The sequence below is a fragment of the Streptomyces sp. NPDC050564 genome (genome assembly GCF_044457265.1).
GTDB lineage: Bacteria > Actinomycetota > Actinomycetes > Streptomycetales > Streptomycetaceae > Streptomyces.
In genome coordinates this window covers 75,865-93,366 of the sequence record NZ_JBITGS010000019.1, presented here as the reverse complement: position 1 = coordinate 93,366, position 17,502 = coordinate 75,865, and the positions used below count along the sequence as shown (strand labels likewise).

Annotated in this window: 14 protein-coding genes, 1 tRNA gene and 2 pseudogenes; 6 read left to right on the top strand and 11 right to left on the bottom strand. The window is 70.8% G+C overall.

Annotated elements, in window-relative coordinates:
* Nucleotides 1-11: 11 nt before the first annotated feature.
* Together rlmB and ACIBK0_RS28580 are read left to right on the top strand one after the other, a co-directional pair.
* Nucleotides 12-953 carry a 23S rRNA (guanosine(2251)-2'-O)-methyltransferase RlmB gene (gene rlmB, locus ACIBK0_RS28585; protein ID WP_399085993.1) on the top strand — a complete coding sequence of 314 codons (942 nt, stop codon included), beginning with the start codon at nucleotides 12-14 and terminating at the stop codon, nucleotides 951-953.
* A gap of 158 nt (nucleotides 954-1,111) precedes the next feature.
* Nucleotides 1,112-2,764 (top strand): DoxX family protein, encoded by a 1,653-nt coding sequence (locus ACIBK0_RS28580; protein ID WP_399085990.1) that lies wholly within the window; start codon nucleotides 1,112-1,114, stop codon nucleotides 2,762-2,764.
* Nucleotides 2,765-3,028: 264 nt separating this feature from the next.
* Here ACIBK0_RS28580 and ACIBK0_RS28575 read toward each other — a convergent pair whose 3' ends face one another.
* The 3 genes from ACIBK0_RS28575 to ACIBK0_RS28565 all read right to left on the bottom strand — a co-directional run bounded on the left by ACIBK0_RS28575 (nucleotide 3,029) and on the right by ACIBK0_RS28565 (nucleotide 5,738).
* A complete protein-coding gene (locus tag ACIBK0_RS28575; protein ID WP_399085987.1) occupies nucleotides 3,029-3,760 on the bottom strand; it encodes an NDP-sugar synthase in 732 nt (243 codons plus the stop codon).
* A gap of 127 nt (nucleotides 3,761-3,887) precedes the next feature.
* On the bottom strand, nucleotides 3,888-4,337 hold the full coding sequence (locus ACIBK0_RS28570) for a hypothetical protein (protein ID WP_399085984.1): 450 nt from the start codon (nucleotides 4,335-4,337) through the stop codon (nucleotides 3,888-3,890).
* Nucleotides 4,338-4,601: 264 nt separating this feature from the next.
* Nucleotides 4,602-5,738 carry an ABC transporter ATP-binding protein gene (locus ACIBK0_RS28565; protein WP_399085981.1) on the bottom strand — a complete coding sequence of 379 codons (1,137 nt, stop codon included), beginning with the start codon at nucleotides 5,736-5,738 and terminating at the stop codon, nucleotides 4,602-4,604.
* A gap of 225 nt (nucleotides 5,739-5,963) precedes the next feature.
* Here ACIBK0_RS28565 and ACIBK0_RS28560 point away from each other — a divergent pair.
* Nucleotides 5,964-6,037 (top strand) — tRNA-Thr (locus ACIBK0_RS28560).
* Nucleotides 6,038-6,118: 81 nt separating this feature from the next.
* Here ACIBK0_RS28560 and ACIBK0_RS28555 read toward each other — a convergent pair.
* From ACIBK0_RS28555 to ACIBK0_RS28535, 5 genes and pseudogenes are all read right to left on the bottom strand, one after another.
* Nucleotides 6,119-6,575: pseudogene (locus tag ACIBK0_RS28555) on the bottom strand (tyrosine-type recombinase/integrase); the annotation flags it as partial.
* Between the two features lie 87 nt (nucleotides 6,576-6,662).
* Nucleotides 6,663-7,169, bottom strand: a complete 507-nt coding sequence (locus tag ACIBK0_RS28550; protein WP_399085978.1) for a GNAT family N-acetyltransferase — start codon at nucleotides 7,167-7,169, stop codon at nucleotides 6,663-6,665.
* Nucleotides 7,166-7,300 (bottom strand): annotated as a pseudogene (locus ACIBK0_RS28545) (phosphotyrosine protein phosphatase); the annotation flags it as partial. The gene ACIBK0_RS28550 and the pseudogene ACIBK0_RS28545, both read right to left, overlap by 4 nt.
* 136 nt (nucleotides 7,301-7,436) lie before the next feature.
* Nucleotides 7,437-7,928 (bottom strand): GNAT family N-acetyltransferase, encoded by a 492-nt coding sequence (locus ACIBK0_RS28540; protein WP_399085975.1) that lies wholly within the window; start codon nucleotides 7,926-7,928, stop codon nucleotides 7,437-7,439.
* A gap of 9 nt (nucleotides 7,929-7,937) precedes the next feature.
* Nucleotides 7,938-8,819, bottom strand: a complete 882-nt coding sequence (locus tag ACIBK0_RS28535) for an aminoglycoside phosphotransferase family protein (RefSeq protein WP_399085972.1) — start codon at nucleotides 8,817-8,819, stop codon at nucleotides 7,938-7,940.
* A 34-nt stretch (nucleotides 8,820-8,853) separates the two neighbouring features.
* Between ACIBK0_RS28535 and ACIBK0_RS28530 the strand changes: the two genes are divergently transcribed.
* The 3 genes from ACIBK0_RS28530 (at nucleotide 8,854) to ACIBK0_RS28520 (ending at nucleotide 13,673) form a co-directional block, all read left to right on the top strand.
* Complete coding sequence (locus tag ACIBK0_RS28530) at nucleotides 8,854-9,507, top strand: rhomboid-like protein (protein ID WP_399085969.1); 654 nt, start codon at nucleotides 8,854-8,856, stop codon at nucleotides 9,505-9,507.
* A 10-nt stretch (nucleotides 9,508-9,517) separates the two neighbouring features.
* On the top strand, nucleotides 9,518-10,924 hold the full coding sequence (locus tag ACIBK0_RS28525) for an NAD(P)/FAD-dependent oxidoreductase (protein WP_399085966.1): 1,407 nt from the start codon (nucleotides 9,518-9,520) through the stop codon (nucleotides 10,922-10,924).
* A 115-nt stretch (nucleotides 10,925-11,039) separates the two neighbouring features.
* Nucleotides 11,040-13,673, top strand: a complete 2,634-nt coding sequence (locus ACIBK0_RS28520) for a glycosyl hydrolase (protein ID WP_399085963.1) — start codon at nucleotides 11,040-11,042, stop codon at nucleotides 13,671-13,673.
* Between the two features lie 70 nt (nucleotides 13,674-13,743).
* On the opposite strand, the gene ACIBK0_RS28515 is transcribed toward ACIBK0_RS28520, so the two are convergent.
* Genes ACIBK0_RS28515 through ACIBK0_RS28505 form a run of 3 tightly spaced genes read right to left on the bottom strand, consistent with a single transcriptional unit; the run spans nucleotide 13,744 to nucleotide 17,497 of the window.
* Nucleotides 13,744-15,243 (bottom strand): MFS transporter, encoded by a 1,500-nt coding sequence (locus ACIBK0_RS28515; protein ID WP_399085960.1) that lies wholly within the window; start codon nucleotides 15,241-15,243, stop codon nucleotides 13,744-13,746.
* A gap of 41 nt (nucleotides 15,244-15,284) precedes the next feature.
* Complete coding sequence (locus ACIBK0_RS28510) at nucleotides 15,285-16,280, bottom strand: zinc-binding dehydrogenase (RefSeq protein ID WP_399085956.1); 996 nt, start codon at nucleotides 16,278-16,280, stop codon at nucleotides 15,285-15,287.
* 50 nt (nucleotides 16,281-16,330) lie between these two features.
* Nucleotides 16,331-17,497 (bottom strand): FAD-dependent oxidoreductase, encoded by a 1,167-nt coding sequence (locus tag ACIBK0_RS28505; protein ID WP_399085953.1) that lies wholly within the window; start codon nucleotides 17,495-17,497, stop codon nucleotides 16,331-16,333.
* Between the last annotated feature and the right edge of the window lie 5 nt (nucleotides 17,498-17,502).

Sequence of the window (17,502 nt, the reverse complement as noted above, 5' to 3'; positions counted from 1 at the left end):
ACAGGTAGGTCATGGCCGCTAACAACCGCCGCATGTCCGGCAAGAAGGGCGCGCAGGTCGGCAGTGGCGGCCAGCGACGCCGGGGCCTCGAAGGCAAGGGCCCGACCCCGCCCGCCGAGATGCGCAAGGGGCACAAGAAGAACCGCATCGCCACCGCCAAGGCCAAGCAGACCGCGCGCCGTCCCGCGCCGCGCGGCCGCGGCGGCAAGGGCACGTCCGAGATGGTCGTCGGGCGCAACCCGGTCGTCGAGGCGCTGCGCGAGGGCGTGCCCGCCGTCACGCTCTACGTGCAGCAGTTCATCGACAACGACGAGCGGGTACGGGAAGCTCTTCAGCTCGTCGGTGAGCGTGGTGGCATCCACCTCATGGAGGCGCCGCGCCCCGAGCTCGACCGTATGACCAACGGGCTCAACCACCAGGGCCTCGTCCTCCAGGTCCCGCCGTACGAGTACGCGCACCCGGAGGACCTCGCCGCCGCCGCGTACGACGAGGGCCAGGACCCGCTGATCGTCGCCCTCGACGGTGTGACCGACCCGCGCAACCTCGGTGCCGTCGTCCGGTCCGTCTCCGCCTTCGGCGGCCACGGTGTCGTCGTGCCCGAGCGGCGCGCGGCGGGCATGACCGCCGGCGCCTGGAAGACGTCCGCCGGCACCGCGGCCCGTACGCCCGTCGCCCGGGCGGCCAATCTGACGCGGGCCCTTCAGGCGTACAAGAAGGCGGGCCTCATGGTGGTCGGTCTCGCCGCGGACGGTGAGGTCGAACTCGGCGAGCTGGAGGCCCTGGGCGGCCCCGTCGTCATCGTCGTCGGCAGCGAGGGCAAGGGCCTGTCGCGGCTCGTCGGTGAGACCTGCGACTTCCGGGTGCGGATTCCGATGCCGGGTGGCGCGGAGTCGCTGAACGCCGGTGTGGCGGCGGGAGTTGTGCTGTACGAGGCAGCGCGCCGCCGCGCCTGAAGCGCCTGAACAGCCGCGCCGGGTGGGCCCGGCGCGGCTGAACGGATGTGTACTGAGCCACCCGCGTGGGGCGATCCGGACGACCGTGATGACCTTGACGCGGTCCGGACAGATCGACGCGGTCAAAGCAGTGTCCTAAGCACACGTCACTCGGTTAGATGAGTGTGGACACCAGAACACCCCGCACACCCACGGGGGACCGCTCGTCGGGATTCGACGACGCTCCCGCGCTGAGCATGGTGAAGGTGCCGAGCGATCCGGCGCAGGTCATCGTCAATCATGCGAGCTTCCGCGTGCAGCTAGGCGCCGCACAGCGGAACCAATCCTCGCGTCTCGCACGGCACTTGAGCTCCACCGACGACACCGCGCGGATCCCCGCGGTCGGTACGGCGGGCAGAGCGGGCGCGGCCGGTTCGGCCCGCCGCCGCGCCCCCGTCGTCTGGAGCGGGAAGTCCGCGCCGGACGACACGGGCGCCCACCGGCTGCTGCAGGCCGTACGGAGTACCAGCCTGCGCCACGGTGCGGTCGACCCGATGGGCGACGCCGGCGCGACCCAGGTCATCCCGCGCATCGACGAGCACGGCTACGACGTGGACCTGACCGTCGAGACGGTCGAGACACCCCTCGTCGGCAGCCAGCGCACCCGTTCCCCCGAAACCGGCCAGGCGCCTCTGCTGCCCCACATGCGCACGGTGGGCAGCACGTACGACGAACCGGCCTACACGGGCGGGGAGTTCGAGGAGGAGGCCTTCGAGGAGGACGAGGAAGGCGAGGCGCGCGGCAGGCGCCACGGCGCGGACCCTGTCCGGCATGCCTACTACCCCGGCCGCCGCATGAACCTCGGGGTCGTGCTGCTTCCGCTGCGCGTCTTCCTCGGGTTCATCTCCATCTACGCCGGCATGGGCAAGCTCTGCGACCCGCTCTACTTCGACGGCGGCAAACGCGGCTCCATGGTGAAGTGGCTGAACACCCTGCACCCCTGGGACGTCGCCGAGCCGCTGCGGCAGTTCGCGCTCCATCACCCCGTCGGTGCCGGGCTCGTCATCGCCTTCTTCCAGGTCATCGTGGGCGTCCTCACGGTGCTCGGCCTGTGGCAGCGGGTCGCCGCCGTCGTCGGCGCGATGCTGTCGGCCGCGCTCATCGTCACCGTCAGCTGGAAGACCGTGCCCGCGTACGACGCGCCGGACATCATCTACCTCGCCGCCTGGTCGCCGCTGATCATCGCGGGTGCCCCCGTCTACTCCGTCGACGGGCGCCTGGCGAGCGAGGCCTGGCGCAGGCTCGGGCCGCGCGCCGACATCTGGGAGCTGCGGTACCGAGTACTGCGCCGCGGCACGCTCGTCTCGGCCGTCGCCGTGGGCCTCACACTGCTCATCGGCTCGCTCCTCGGCGGCGCCGTCCGCGACGCCGACCGGGTCGTCGTTCCAGGACCCGGCGAGGCCCCGCGCAACGAACTGCCCGGCTCACCGCTCCCCGAGACGCCCGGCAGGCGCCACCACACGGTCACCCCGTCGGCCTCCGAGGCGCCCACCCACGGCGGCACCTCGTCCCCGTCGGGCGCGGCCACCACGCCCGGCGCGGTTCGCGAGACCGGCGGCGCGGCCAGCAGCGGTCCCAGCCAGACCCAGGGCAGCGGCCAGGCCCCGCCCCAGCGGTCCGCACCGGTGGAGCAGGCCCCGAGCACCAGCGCGGGCCCGACGTCCAGCGGCGGCACGTCGAGCGGCGGCTCCACAGGCGGCTCTTCGGGTGGCGGCTCCGGCAGCGGCGGCTCTTCGGGGCAGCCGGGGCTGGTGGGTGGTCTGTTGGGGTAGGCGGGCCGGTGGGCGGCATCCTGAAGCAGCCCACCGGCTGATACGACGACGAAGGGGTCCCGCACGGTCGTTGTGCGGGACCCCTCAGACGTACCGGAAGGGTGGCTGAGCGGCCTAGGGGAAGTGGGGCACGCCCGCCCGGCACAGCACCTCGCCGCACTGCCACATCGCCCACGTACATCCAGTACGAGGCCGACGCGGCAGCATGCCGACGCACCGCATCGGACGACGCGGAAACGCACCACCCCACTTCCCCGAGGCCGCTCAGCGCCCCAGCGCCGCGAGCTCCTTCGCTGCTTCCCGCAGATCCTTCGCCGTGTCGATGGCGCGCCAGTACGCGCCCTGGGGAATCGGGAAGCCGGCCAGGCGGCGCTCGCGGGCCAGCCGGGGGAACGTGGTGCGCTCGTGGTCGCCGCGCTCGGGGAGCATGTCCGCGAACTCGGGGGAGAAGACGTAGACGCCCGCGTTGATCTCGTACGTGGTGGGCGGGGACTCGATGAAGTCCGTCACGCGGCCGAAGCCGTCCGTCTTGACTGCGCCCCACGGGATGCGGGGGCGGGCGAGGGCGAGGGTCGCGGCCGCGTCGCGCTCGGTGTGGAAGTCCGCCATGTCGCGCAGCGAGAAACGGGTCCAGATGTCGCCGTTCGTCGCGTACCACGGCTGGTCGGGGTGGGGGAGGTGGGCGGCGGCGTACTTGAGGCCGCCGCCGCGGCCGAGGGGCTCCGTCTCGACGACCGTCGTGACGTTGACGGGCAGGTCGGCCGAGTCCAGCCACTTCTGGAGGACCTCGGCGAGGTGGCCGCAGGAGACGACGACATCGGTCACGCCCTCTTCGGCGAGCCAGGTCAGCTGGTGGCCGATGATCGGGGTCCCGGTGCCAGGGATCTCGACCATCGGCTTGGGCCGGTCGTCGGTGTAGGGACGCAGCCGGGAGCCTTGGCCGCCGGCCAGGACAACGGCTTGAACGGGGCGCGACGCGGCGTTCGGATCGGTCATGACCGAACTGTACGTCGCGCCCCGCTCGCGGCTTCTGGCGGCAACCGTTCCTTGATCAGCCGTTACCTGACGGTCCCGAATCGGCCGTTTCATGCCGGTCGGAGGTAAGCGGCCCGCAAGTGCGAGGTCAGAAGTGTGTGGCCGAGACCCCCGAGGCGAAGGACGTGTCGCAGACGGGGCGGGCGAAGGACTGGGCGCGCGTCGGGCCGTAAGCGCGGACCGCGGCGCGGCCCAGGGCGCGGGCGATGGCGACGCAGTGCTTCGCGAGCGACGGGCGCTCGTTCACCGCCTCCTGGAGGTGGGTGAGCGCGGCGCCCGGGTCCTTCTCCTGGAGCTCCAGCAGCAGCTTGTCCCGCAGGACCTCCTGCGGGGCGCGGTTGACGGCTCGCGTGGAGACATCTTCGGAGGACGCGGTGAGCACCGAGTTCGAGGGATTCCCCGACCAGTTGACTCGGGTGACCGCGAGGGTCCCGGAGAGCACCAGGACGACAGGCAGAACGAGGGCGAGGGTGCGGCCGATCCGGCGGGCGGGGCCACGGCCACGCCGGGTCCGTTGGTTAGTGGTGGAGTGCTTCACGCGAGTGAGGGTAGCGCGGGGTGATGATTTGGCGACATTTAGTCACCGGTTCGGGGGATAAGGAGACGGCGTTTTTTGGGTAGTGCGTTGACGCACACGTATCGAAATGACCGGTCTGCCGGGGTATTTGTCGACAACGAAGAGGGCCCCGCGGCAGGCTGCGGGGCCCTCTTCGTCAACTTGGGTGAATTCCACCCCTACGGGGTGTGGGAGCGACCTCGGGATGTTGATGCCGCCCTGGTCGCGTCAGACGCGTCAGACGCGTCAGTCGGAGAGACGCTCGCCCGTCGAGGTGGAGAACACGTGGGTCTCGCCCGGACGCGGCACGACGTGCAGCGTGGCGCCCTTCTCCGGGACCGCGCGGCCGCTGACGCGGACGACGAGGTCCTTGAGGTCGTCGCCGACCTTGGCGCTGCCGTAGACGTAGCCGTCGGCGCCGAGCTCCTCGACGACGTTCACCGAGACGGCGAGGCCGGCCGGAGCGTCCTCGGCGTCCTTGGAGAGGGACTTGGCGGCCTCGCCGTTGTGCTCGACGATGTCGAAGTGCTCCGGGCGGACACCGACGGTGACCGTGCGGTCGCCCTTGTCGGCGGCGGCCTTGAGCGCCTCACGGTTGACCGGGACGACGCTGTTGCCGAACTTCACGCCGCCGTCGGTGATCGGGACCTCGACCAGGTTCATGGCCGGGGAGCCGATGAAGCCTGCGACGAAGAGGTTGGCCGGGCGGTCGTACATGTTGCGCGGCGAGTCGACCTGCTGGAGCAGACCGTCCTTGAGCACCGCCACGCGGTCGCCCATGGTCATGGCCTCGACCTGGTCGTGGGTGACGTACACGGTGGTGATGCCGAGGCGGCGCTGCAGCGAGGCGATCTGCGTACGGGTGGAGACGCGGAGCTTGGCGTCGAGGTTCGACAGCGGCTCGTCCATGAGGAAGACCTGGGGCTCACGCACGATGGCGCGGCCCATGGCGACACGCTGGCGCTGACCGCCGGAGAGCGCCTTCGGCTTGCGGCCGAGGTACTCGGTGAGGTCGAGGATCTTCGCCGCGTCCTCGACCTTCTGGCGGATGTCGGCCTTCGGGACACCGGCGATCTTGAGCGCGAAGCCCATGTTGTCGGCGACCGTCATGTGCGGGTAGAGCGCGTAGTTCTGGAACACCATGGCGATGTCCCGGTCCTTGGGCGGCAGGTGGGTGACGTCGCGGTCACCGATGTGGATCGAGCCGGCGTTGACGTCCTCGAGACCCGCGAGCATGCGCAGGGAGGTGGACTTTCCGCAGCCGGAGGGACCGACGAGGACGAGGAACTCGCCGTCCGCGACGTCGAGCTCAAGCTGGTCGACGGCGGGCTTGTCGCCACCCGGGTAGATGCGGGTCGCCTTGTTGAACGAGACAGTGGCCATGGTGATGGGCCCCCTTCACCGGCAGGAACGTGCCGGACGATCCGTTGTAAAGGTGGTGGTGTAGTCCACAAGGGTGAACTGGGTCAGGACGGTACCTGGCGTTCACTCGGTCTGTCAGTACCTGCGGCCCTGTGAACTTCGCGGAAATTTTCGACAGGACGCGGCTGGGACCTGGGTACACTGCACGGGCGTGCATGCGTGCACGCCGGGCACGCACGCGTGCAGGCCTCCTTAGCTCAGCTGGTCAGAGCGCCGCTCTTGTAAAGCGAAGGTCGTCGGTTCGAATCCGACAGGGGGCTCCCCTGCTGAGCAGCATCAACGCCCCGGCCGGTGATCGGTCCGGGGCGTTTGACATCTACGGGTGACGTCAACCGGGGCGGTCACTCACGATCGAGGCGGCGCCTGAGCAGGCGGTCCATGTGATTGATGGCCTCGCGCTGTGTGTCCGAGGTCACGTGCGTGTAGACGTCGATCGTGATGCTGATCTGGCTGTGGCCGAGGATCTCCCAACGACGCGGGGCGCGACGCCGGCTGCGGTGAGGAGCGTGGCGCAGCCGTGCCGGGCGTCGTGGAGACGAATGCGCCGAAGGCCGGCAGCAGCCGTGATGCGGAAGAACGACCGGTTCACGTTCTGCGGGTCGATCGGGCGGCCGGTGCGAGTGGTGAAGATGTACGACGACGGGGAGAGCTCGTCACCCTTGCGCCGCGCCGCATCGGTCTGTCGCATCCGGTGCCGGCGGAGTGCCGCAAGGCAGATCAGCGGGAGGGCACGGGCCGCGCCCGGCCGCTCTTGGTGGTGTCCTCGTAGAGCTCCCCGCCCACGCGCTGCACCTGCTTGCAATGGCTCAGGTTGAGGCGCTCCTTGCGCGCCGCCGCGCTCAACAGACGGCAGGGTGACGCCACGTCCAGTTGACAGACCACAGGCTATGGGACGGCGGGACTTCGGCGTTCGATCAAGACGACGTCGCGCCATTCGCCGTGGTGTTTGCCGATGCGTTCACGGGTGCCGATGATGCGAAAGCCCGCCCTGCGGTGCAGAGCAAGACTGCTCAGGTTCTCGGGGAAGATGCCGGACTGTATCGTCCAGACCCCCGCTGCCTCAGTCGACGCGATCAGCGCGCGCAGTAGGGCTGCCCCGATTCCTCGGCCGCGGGCGTCGGGGTGGACGTACACCGAGTTCTCCACGACGCCCGCGTACGCACATCGGTCGGACACCGGCACCGAAGCGACCCAGCCCAGCACCTTGCCCGACTCGTCAACGGTGACATGCCGATGGTCGGGCAGCTTTGTGGCGTCGAAGTGTTCCCATGCGGGGGCTGCCGTTTCGAAGGTGGCGTTGCCCTCGTCGATGCCGAGTTGGTAGATCGTCAGAACCTCGTCGGCGTGTTCCGGACCCATGGCCACGATGCGAACGCCGGTTGGGGCAGTCATGCCTGCTCCGCCCGGGCGATCTCGTCATGGATGGGGCGGACGGCGTCGACTCCCTGTCCGGCGGGGTCGGTGAGCTCCCAGTCGAGGTACCGCTTGCCGGGGAAGACGGGGCAGGTGTCGCCGCACCCGCGGGGCGCAGAGGAGGCAGAAGGGGAAGGGGCGTCGTCCATCCGAGGAGAGTTGACCTGCTCGTACGCGAGGCCGTCTCCGGATGGCAGGCGTACAGCAGCGAAGTACCGCAACCCCAAACCGACCCCGACCGGCAGCTCACGAACCCGGCCGGCGCGCGTCACCCAGCGCCCGCAGTGCGTCGTCCGTCAGCCGGTACACCGTCCACTCGTCCTGCGGACGGGCGCCCAGCGACTCGTAGAAGTCGATGGACGGGCGGTTCCAGTTCAGGACGGACCACTCCAGGCGCTGGTATCCGCGCTCCACGCAGATCTGCGCCAGCTCCGTCAGCAGCGCCCTGCCATGGCCGGATCCGCGGGCCCCGGGGCGTACGTACAGGTCTTCCAGGTAGATGCCGTGGACACCGCGCCACGTCGAGAAGTTCAGGAACCACAGGGCGAAGCCGACCGGCTCGCCGGTCGTGTCGTCCACCGCGATGTGCGCGTACGCCGCCGGGCGCTCGCCGAAGAGTGCCTCGCGCAGCTGCTCCGGTGTCGCCCTCGCCTCCTCCAGGGCCTTCTCGTACTCGGCCAGTTCACGGACCAGGGCGTGGATGACGGGGATGTCGGCGGGGGTCGCGGTACGAATCATGCGGCGAGGCTAGGGCCTGCGGAGCCGGCGGGCGATCTCCAGCTGTTCGGCCCCCAGGGGGCGGCCGTCCTCGATATCCCAGAGGGCGTTCTGCAGGACGCGGGCGAGGGTCCAGGCCCGGGCCCGTTGCCGGTCCAGTCCCATGACGTCCGTCATGGCGTCGAAGCGCCGGCGGATCTCGTCCGCGTCGAAGCGGTTGGCGAGGGCGGGGCACAGGTCGAAGCCGGGGTCGCCGGCCAGCGGCTTCGGGTCGATGGCGAGCCACGGGGCGCGTTCGGAGGCGAGGACGTTCTCGTAGTGGAGGTCCCAGTGCAGGAGGCGGTCGCCGGGTTCGGCGACGACCTCGCGTACGGCGGCCGCGCAGTCGGCGAGGAGACGGCGGGCGTCCGGGTCCGCAATCCGCTCCAGCGCCTGCGGCAGCTGCTCCGGCATCGCCCGCGCGATGTCGCCGAGCCGCCGCATGCCCGGCGGTGCCGGCAGGGAGGTGAGGTGGGCCAGCAGGCGGGCGACGACCAGGACGGCCTCGCGGCTGCCGGGCTCGTGCGACAGCATGCGGCCCGCGTCGAGGCGTTCCAGGAGCATGGTGCCGGTGGCCGCGTCGTGTTCGAGGAGCCGCACCGCTCCGTCGCCGTCCCAGGCGCGCAGAGCGACCGGCTCACCCTCGCTCTCCTCGTCGAGGAGCTGGAGCTTGAGGACGGCCGGAGTTCCGTCGGGGCGGCGCACGGGGAGGACCAGGGCCGTCACACCGTGCAGGGAGGGGCCGTCGGGGCGCAGCTCCCAGCGGTCGAGGAAGTCCGCTGCCCGCCGCGGGAGCGCGGCGATGAACGCGCGACCGGCCTCTCCGTTGTATTTGAGCTGAGAGGCGGCCAACTCATCCGGAACGTCGATCACCTATGGGACCCTACTGGCGTGCGTGAATCGGCTCATGCGAATTGACCGGGTCCTCCACAGGGCGTGGAGGCATGTGTGCGGCGCCCCCGGTACCTACGTCTGGCTGGGGATCCTCTTCGTCACCACGGTGGCCGTGCACCAGATGTCGCCGGAGTTCGAGCAGCAGTTCCTGCGTCAGCGCTCGACCAACATCCACGAGCTGTCGAACACCCCGGTGCGGGTGCTGATCGCCAGCGCCATGTGGATCGACGGCGGACACTGGCTGCCGTACGCCGTCCTGTACACCGTCTTCCACGCCCCGGCGGAGCGCTGGCTGGGCACCGCGCGCTGGCTGCTGGTGTGCGTGGCCGCGCACGTGCTGGCCTCGCTCATCAGTGAGGGTGCGCTGTTGCTGGCCATCCGGCACGGGGTGGCGCCGCTCTCGGCGGTCAACACGCTCGACATCGGGGTGAGTTACGCGCTCGCGGGGGTGATCGCGGTGCTCACGTACCGGATCGCCTTGCCGTGGCGGTATCCGTATCTGCTGGCCGTCCTCGCTGTGTACGGGGTGCCGCTCGCGACCGGTCGCACCTTCACCGATCTCGGACATTTCATCTCGGTGCTGATCGGTCTGGCCTGCTATCCGCTGGTCAGGGGCCGCGGAAAAGCACGGAATCCGAAGGAGACAGTGGCCGCTCCGAGGGGTTAACGTCCCGGCCATGAGCAGCTCGGCAAGCAATGTCGTGAACGGCGGCATCTCCTTCTGGTACGCGGACGACGGCCTCCCCGAGACGCGGGAGCCGCTGCCCGGCGACGCGTCCGCCGACGTCGTCATCGTGGGCGGCGGCTACACGGGACTGTGGACCGCGTACTACCTGAAGAAGGCGGCCCCCTTCCTCCGCATCACCGTCCTGGAGCAGAAGTTCTGCGGCTACGGCGCCTCGGGGCGCAATGGCGGCTGGCTCTACAACGGCATCGCGGGCCGCGACCGGTACGCGAAGCTGCACGGCCACGAGGCGGCCGTGCGCCTTCAACAGGCGATGAACGAGACGGTGGACGAGGTCGTCCGGGTGGCCGCAGAGGAGGGCATCGAAGCCGACATCCATCAGGGTGGCGTCCTCGAAGTGGCGTACACGCCCGCCCAGTTGGCCAGGCTCAAGGCCTTCCACGCGCACGAGCTGTCGTACGGCGAGAAGGACCGCGAGTTGTACGGGGCCCGGGAGACCGCCGAGCGGATCCGGGTCGCGGACGCGGTGGGCTCGACCTGGACGCCGCACGGGGCGCGGCTGCACCCGGTGAAGCTGGTCAAGGGGCTCGCGGCGGCCGTCGAGGCGCTCGGCGTCACCATCCACGAGCAGACGCCGGTCACGGAGATCCGCCCGAAGCACGCGGTCACGCCGTACGGCACGGTCCGCGCGCCGTACGTGCTGCGCTGCACGGAGGGCTTCACGGCCTCCCTGAAAGGGCAGAGGCGCACCTGGCTGCCCATGAACTCGTCGATGATCGCGACGGAGCCCCTGTCGGCGGAGCAGTGGGAGTCGATCGGCTGGGAGGGCCGCGAGACGCTCGGCGACATGGCGCACGCGTACATGTACGCGCAGCGCACCGCCGACGACCGGATCGCGCTCGGCGGCCGCGGCGTCCCGTACCGCTTCGGTTCGCGCACCGACAACGACGGCCGTACGCAGCAGGCGACCATCGAGGCGCTGCACGAGATCCTCGTCCGCTTCTTCCCGTCCCTGGCGGGCGTGCGGGTGGCGCACGCCTGGTCGGGTGTCCTCGGCGTCCCGCGCGACTGGTGCGCCACGGTGACCCTGGACCGCGCGACGGGCCTCGGCTGGGCGGGCGGTTACGTCGGCGCTGGCGTCGCCACCACCAACCTCGCCGCGCGCACGCTGCGGGACCTCGTCCAGCAGGACTCGGGGCAGGCGGGCGCGACCGACCTGACCGGGCTTCCGTGGGTCGACCACAAGGTCCGCAAGTGGGAGCCGGAGCCCTTCCGTTGGATCGGCGTCCACGGCATGTACGCCACCTACCGCACGGCCGACCGCCGCGAACTGACCACACACAGCGCCCAGTCGTCGCGCCTGGCTCAGGTGGCGGACCGGGTGGCCGGGCGGCACTGAGGAAACTTTGCCCTCTGATTGCCGTCCCACAGCTCTCTCATAACTCCCTTCCCCTCAAAGCTGTTTGGCAGCTTGTGTCATGTACGCCACGGCTTCCTCAGGGGAGGGCACTTTCATGGCAGCCAACGGCTTCCGAAGAAGAAGACGAGTGTGGGCGGTTCTCGCCGCGAGCGCCGCTCTGGGCCTGACGGTTACGCAGGCCCAGGCGGCGTCGGGCGGTGACGCCGACCCCTTCGGTGTGCGAGCGCTACAGCGACAGGCCCTTCTGAACCAGCAGAAGGGCCTGTCGGCTTTCGCGGAGGACCCGGGGGACGAGGACGAGGACGAATCGGGGAACATCGCCGAGCAGGCCGACCAGTACGCGGAGGCGCGTACCTCGCCGGGGATCGTGGCGCCGGGCGCGTACGGGGCCGCGTACGACGAGCTCTCCGATCTGCCGCACACGGGCGGCAGTTGGAGCGATGCGACCCGGCTGCCGTACGACTCCGACGACGCGCGCTACCGCGACATCAACTCCAACTCCAGCGGCGGCGCGGGCCGGGTCACCGGACGCGTGACCGGGCTCGCGGCCGACAGCCACGGGTATGTGTACGCGGGTGCCGCCAACGGCGGTGTCTTCCGGTCGAGCCGTGGGGGCGGCCACTGGAAGAACATCTCCGACCGGCTGCCCGCCCTGTCCACCGGCGATCTGCAGCTCGATCCGCGCGGCCGTCTCTGGTACGCGACCGGCGAGGCCAACACCAGCGCGACCTCCTTCCTGGGGACCGGCGTCTACGTCCTCGACGATCCGCGCAAGGGCAGCTTCGGCCCGCGCGACCGGGTCGGCGGGGACGAACTGGAGTCCACGTCCATCAACGCGCTGCGGTTCGGCGGCGACAAGGTGTGGGCCGCCACCACGCGCGGGGTGTGGAGCCACTCCACCACGTCCCTGAAGGGCGCCTGGAAGCTGGAGTTCGCGCCCAACCCGGACTATCTGCCGGGTGGCTCGAAGGCGTCCGACCCGTCGGCCGCGTACAAGAACATCACCAGCGACATCGCCATCGACCCGAAGGACCCGCGCAAGGTCGTGCTGGCCGTCGGCTGGCGCGGCGGCGACACGTACAACGGCTTCTACGCGAAGGGCGGCCGGGGTTGGGAGCGGCTGACCGGCTTGGGCGACCTGCCGGCCAACAGCGAGGACGTCGGCAATGTGACCTTCGCGCGCAGCGCGGACGGGTCACGGTACTACGCCATCGACCAGTCGCCCGAGATGACCGCCGAGAACCCGGACAGCGGACTGGAGGGCGTCTTCGTCTCCAAGTCCGGTTCACCGACCGGGCCCTGGACGAGGATCGCCGGATACGAGCAGCTGCGGGACTCGGGTTCCGCGCTCACCGGTGACGGATACCAGCCCGGGATCCAGGCCTGGTACGACCAGTTCCTCCAGGTCGACCCGAAGGACCCCGACCATGTGTACGCGGGCCTTGAGGAGGTCTTCGAAACCAAGGACGGCGGGGCGAGCTGGAGCGTGCCCGGGCCGTACTGGAACTTCGGCTTCGCCTGCTGGTCCATCGACCCGGCGAAACAGAGCGGTGACTGCCCGGCGACCACCCATCCCGACCAGCACTCGGTCGCGATCGGGAGCGACGGGGGTGCGCCCTACGTGGTCGTGGGCGACGACGGCGGTGTCTACAGGCGGCCCGTGAAGGGAAGCGCCGACGTCTCGGGGCACGCCACCGACTGGAAGTCCCTGAACGACGGCACGATGGACGCGCTGCAGTACTACTCGGTGGGCGTGGGGACCGACTCCCGCGGCCTCGCCGTCACCGGCGGCCTGCAGGACAACGGGCAGTCGATCCTGCGTCCCGGCGACCGTGTGATGGGCTCCAACTTCGGCGGTGACGGCGGCGACACGATCGCCGACCCGGACAACGGGTGCAACATCGCGGCGGAGTACGTCTACCTGGCGGTCTCGGTCACCAACAACTGCGCGGTGAACGACGGGAGCTGGGTCACCGACCCGTCGAAGGCGACCTCGTACTCCGTGGCCCCGCCCGACAACGCCACCGGTGAGGCCCGCTTCATCGCCCCGCTGAACGCCGACGTGAAGGACAAGAACACCTGGGTCGCGGGCGGCCGCCATGTCTGGATCAACACCCACGGGTACGCGATCCGCAGTGGCGGTGAGTGGTTCGGCGCGTACGACCTCGGGGAAGGCCACACGGCCACCGCCGTCGCCTCCTCCGGCGGCAAGGTGTACGCCGCCTGGTGCGGCCCCTGCAACAACGAGGGCTTCACCCGGGGCATCGCGGTGGGCAACGCCGACGGCACGGGCTGGCACCAGCTGACCCTCCCGGTCGACGGCACGGTCCCCAACCGCTACCTCTCCGGCCTCGCCATCGACCCCGTCGACTCCGACCATGTGCTGCTCGCCGTCAACGGCTTCTCGCGCAAGTGGACCGAGGGGCCCGGCGCAGGTGTCGGGCATCTGTTCGAGACAAAGGACGGCGGGGTGACCTGGAAGGACGTCTCCGGGAACCTGCCGGACGTGCCCGCCAACTCGGTGGCCCTGCTGAAGGGCGGCGTCGTCGCGGTCGGGACGGACCTCGGCGTGCTGGTGCGGACCTCCCGGTCCTCCGGCTGGAAGGTCGCCGGGGACAATCTGCCCACGACGGCCGTGCTCCAGCTGCGCACCGGGCCCGACGGGCGGCTGTACGCGGCCACGCACGGGCGCGGGATCTGGGCGATCGACGTACGGCGACTGCGCTGATCCCCTGACGCGTACGGCAGCGGGGCGGGACCGGACCGGGTCCCGCCCCGCTGCCGTGCACACGGCCGGTTCAGGCCACCGACTGGGGTACGGGCGCCCCCGCGGGCGCGCGCTTCGGGGGCTTCGCCGTGACCATGAGGCCCGCGACCAGGGCGGCCAGGAGCATGATGCCGACGGCCCACCAGATGGCGACGGTGTAGCCGTGCACGATGCCCTCCCTGGTGACCAGGGCCTGCTGGGCGGGGTCGTGGAGATGAGCGGCGATGTACGCCGCGCCGCTGGTGGTGGCGATGGTGTTCAGCAGGGCCGTACCGATCGAACCGCCCACCTGCTGGGAGGTGTTGACCGTCGCCGACGTCACGCCCGAGTCCTGCGGGGCGACCCCGGCGGTGGCGGTGGCGAAGACCGGCATGAAGGTCAGGCCCATGCCGAGGCCCATCAGGATCAGGCCGGGCAGCAGCCGGCCCGCGTAGTCGGAGTCGACCGTCAGCCGAGTGAAGATCAGCATGCCGCCGGCCGCGAGGATCATGCCGGGGACCATCAGCATGCGCGGCGCCACGTGCTGCAGCAGCCGGGCCGAGATCTGGGTGGAACCGACGATGATCGCGGCCGTCAGGGGCAGGAAGGCCAGGCCGGTCTTCACGGGCGAGTAGCCGAGGACGACCTGCAGGTAGTAGGTCAGGAACAGGAACATTCCGAACAGGCCGATGACGGCGAGGGCCATGGTCAGGAAGCAGCCGGCGCGGTTGCGGTCCTTGACGATGTGCAGGGGGAGCAGCGGGCTCGGGGCCTTCGTCTGCCACAGGACGAAGGCGGTCAGCAGGGCGACGCCGACCGCGAACAGGGACAGCACCAGCGGGTCCGTCCAGCCGCGCGGCTCCGCCTCGCTGAAGCCGTAGACGAGCGCGACCAGGCCGCCGCAGCCCAGCACCACGCCGGGTAGGTCGAGCCGGGCGCCCTTGTTGCCCGGGCGGTCGCGCAACAGTGCGAATGCGCCGAAGACGGCGATGATCGCGATGGGGATGTTGACGTACAGGCACCAACGCCAGTTCAGGTACTCGGTCAGCAGCCCGCCCGCGATGAGGCCGATCGCCGAACCGCTGCCCGCGAGGGCGCCGTAGACGCCGAACGCCTTTCCGCGCTCCTTCGGGTCGGTGAAGCTGGTGGTGAGCAGTGACAGCGCGGAGGGCGCCAGTACGGCGGCGAAGGCGCCCTGGAGCGCGCGGGCGCCGAAGAGCATGCCCGGGCCGGTGGCCGCGCCGCCGATCGCGGAGGCGACGGCGAACCCGACGAGCCCGAAGACGAAGGTGCGCTTGCGGCCGACGAGGTCGGCGATCCGGCCGCCGAGCAGGAGAAGACCACCAAAGGCCAGCGTGTACGCCGTGATGACCCACTGCCGGTTGCCGTCGGAGATGCCCAGGTCGTGCTGCGCGGAGGGGAGAGCGATGTTCACGATCGTCGCGTCCAGGACGACCATCAGCTGTGCGAGGGCGATGATCACCAGGCCCCACCAGCGGTGGAGGTCGACGCCTGCGGGAGCCTTGGGTTCACCTGTTCGGGTGACGCTCACTCGGCCAGAAGACCATGAATCGGGATGTATCGCATCTCTTGTCACATGACCGTCGCTCGCGGCTCCAGCACCACTTTTCCGATCGTGCCCCGGGTTTCCAGCGCCCGGTGGGCGGCGGCCGCCTCGGCGAGCGGGAAGCGCGTCACGGCGGGGGCGAGGCGACCGGCGGCTGCCTCGGCGAGGGCGCGCAGTTCCAGGGTTCGTACGGGGTTGGGGCCGCCCGCCTTCCGCAGCATCACCGGGCCGAGCACCTGCTCCGTCACACCCTCGACGACGAGCGGCTCCCCGCCCTGGATGCCCTCGCCGGACCAGCCGAAGACGATGTGCTTGCCGCCGGGTCCGAGGAGGCCGACGGCGGCGCGGGCGACCTCGCCGCCGACACCGTCGAAGACGACCGTCGCCGTGCGCGGGCCCAGCTGCGCACGGACCTCCTCCGGCCAGGTGGGGGCCTTGTAGTCGACGGCCAGGTCGGCGCCGTTCCTGCGCACTCGGGCCACCTTCTCCGGGCCGCCCGCCAGGCCGATCACGGTGGCGCCCGTGTGCTTCGCGTACTGCACGAGGAGGGTGCCGATGCCGCCCGCTGCGGCGGGCACGACCGTCACGGAATCGGGGCCGAGCTCGGCGAACTGCAGGACCCCCAGGGCCGTACGGCCTGTTCCGATCATGGCGACGGCCTGGGCGAAGTCCAGGTTCGCGGGGATCTCGTGGAGGCGGTCGACATCGGTCACGGCCAACTCGGCGTAGCCCCCGGGTGCGAAGCCGAGGTGGGCGACGACGCGCTTGCCGAGCCAGAGACCGGCGACGCCCTCGCCGAGGGACTCGACGGTTCCGGCGACCTCGCGGCCGGGGATCGTCGGCAGTGGAGTGGGCTCGGGGGCCGGGCCCCGCATGCCTTCGCGCAGGGCCGCGTCCAGGAGGTGGACGCCCGCCGCGGCCACGGCGATACGGACCTGGCCGGGGCCCGCCTCGGGGTCCTCGGTCTTCTCGTGGAGGAGGTTCTCGGCCGGGCCGAAGGCGTGCAGGCGGATGGCGTGCATGGTGGGTTCCCCAATCATCCCAATCATTCAGAGAAACCCAGCGTTCAACCTCAAGCATGCTTGAGGTCAAGGCGTTCCCGGATCCTGAAGGCCAGCGCGACGGCTTCGAGGGCGCTGTTGAAGGAGACCTCCGAGAGGACCCCGGGGGCGGCGACCTGGTCTCCCGCCAGGTAGACGCCGTCGCCCCGGTCGATGGACGGCCGGTCCCGCCAGCTCGTGCCGGGCAGGTCGACCGCGCCGGTACGGCCGCCTGCGACGGCCTCCCGTCGCCAGACGACGCGCTCGCGCCAGCCCTCGAAGGCGAGATCGAGCAGGTGCTCGGCGCGGGCGATGCCGTCCCGCCCGGACTCGTGCGGGGCGATCGGGATCTGGCCCTGGATGAGCTGCTCCCCGGCCGGGGCGAGGGTGCGGTCCTGGGCGGTGAACCGTTCGATCCAGCCGGGCGCGTCCAGGTCGGAGACGGCGAACGCGTCCCCGCGGCGGGTGCGCACGGCCAGGTCGACCAGCGCGGTCCGCCCGCTGTGCCAGGTCAGCGAGTCGTCCTTGAGGAGGCGGCGGGCGGAGGCGAGGGAGGTGGCGACGACGACCGGCCCCTGACCCACGGGCACGGTGTCGATACGGGCCAGGGTCTCCATGCGCACGCCGAGATTCCATGCCCGGGCGGCCATCCGGTCGATGACGCTCGCCCATCCGCCCCGCGGGTAGTGCGCCTCCGGGGGCAGCTTGGTGGCCCGGCGCAGCCGTTCCTGCACGAACGCGGCGGAGAGCGAACCGGGGTCGTGGTGGAAGAGGGCGACGGCGGAGTAGTGCGCGGCGGCCCGCGCTCCTTCCTCTCCGGCCTGTTCGGTCGCCCACGTCATGAAGTCGACGTCCACCGGCGCCTGTTGGGAGGAACGGCGCAGCAGCTTGAGCATCGCGAAGGGCGGGGTGCGGCGCAGGGCGCCCTTGTGGTGCAGCCGCAGCCGGGCGGCTTCCAGGGGTGGGATCGGGGCGAGCGGCCCGATCAGGTCCCGCTGCTTGAGCCAGGTCCAGTGCGGGCCGCCGCTGTAGAGGGCGTGCGGGCCTTCGTTCGTCCGGTACGGGCCCTCGGCGGTGCGGGCCCGGCCGCCGAGCGTGTGGTGCGCCTCGTACACGGTGACCCTGGCACCGGCCTCGGCGGCGGTGATGGCTGCGGTGAGTCCGGCGAAACCGCCGCCGATGACGGTGATGTGCTGCATGGTTG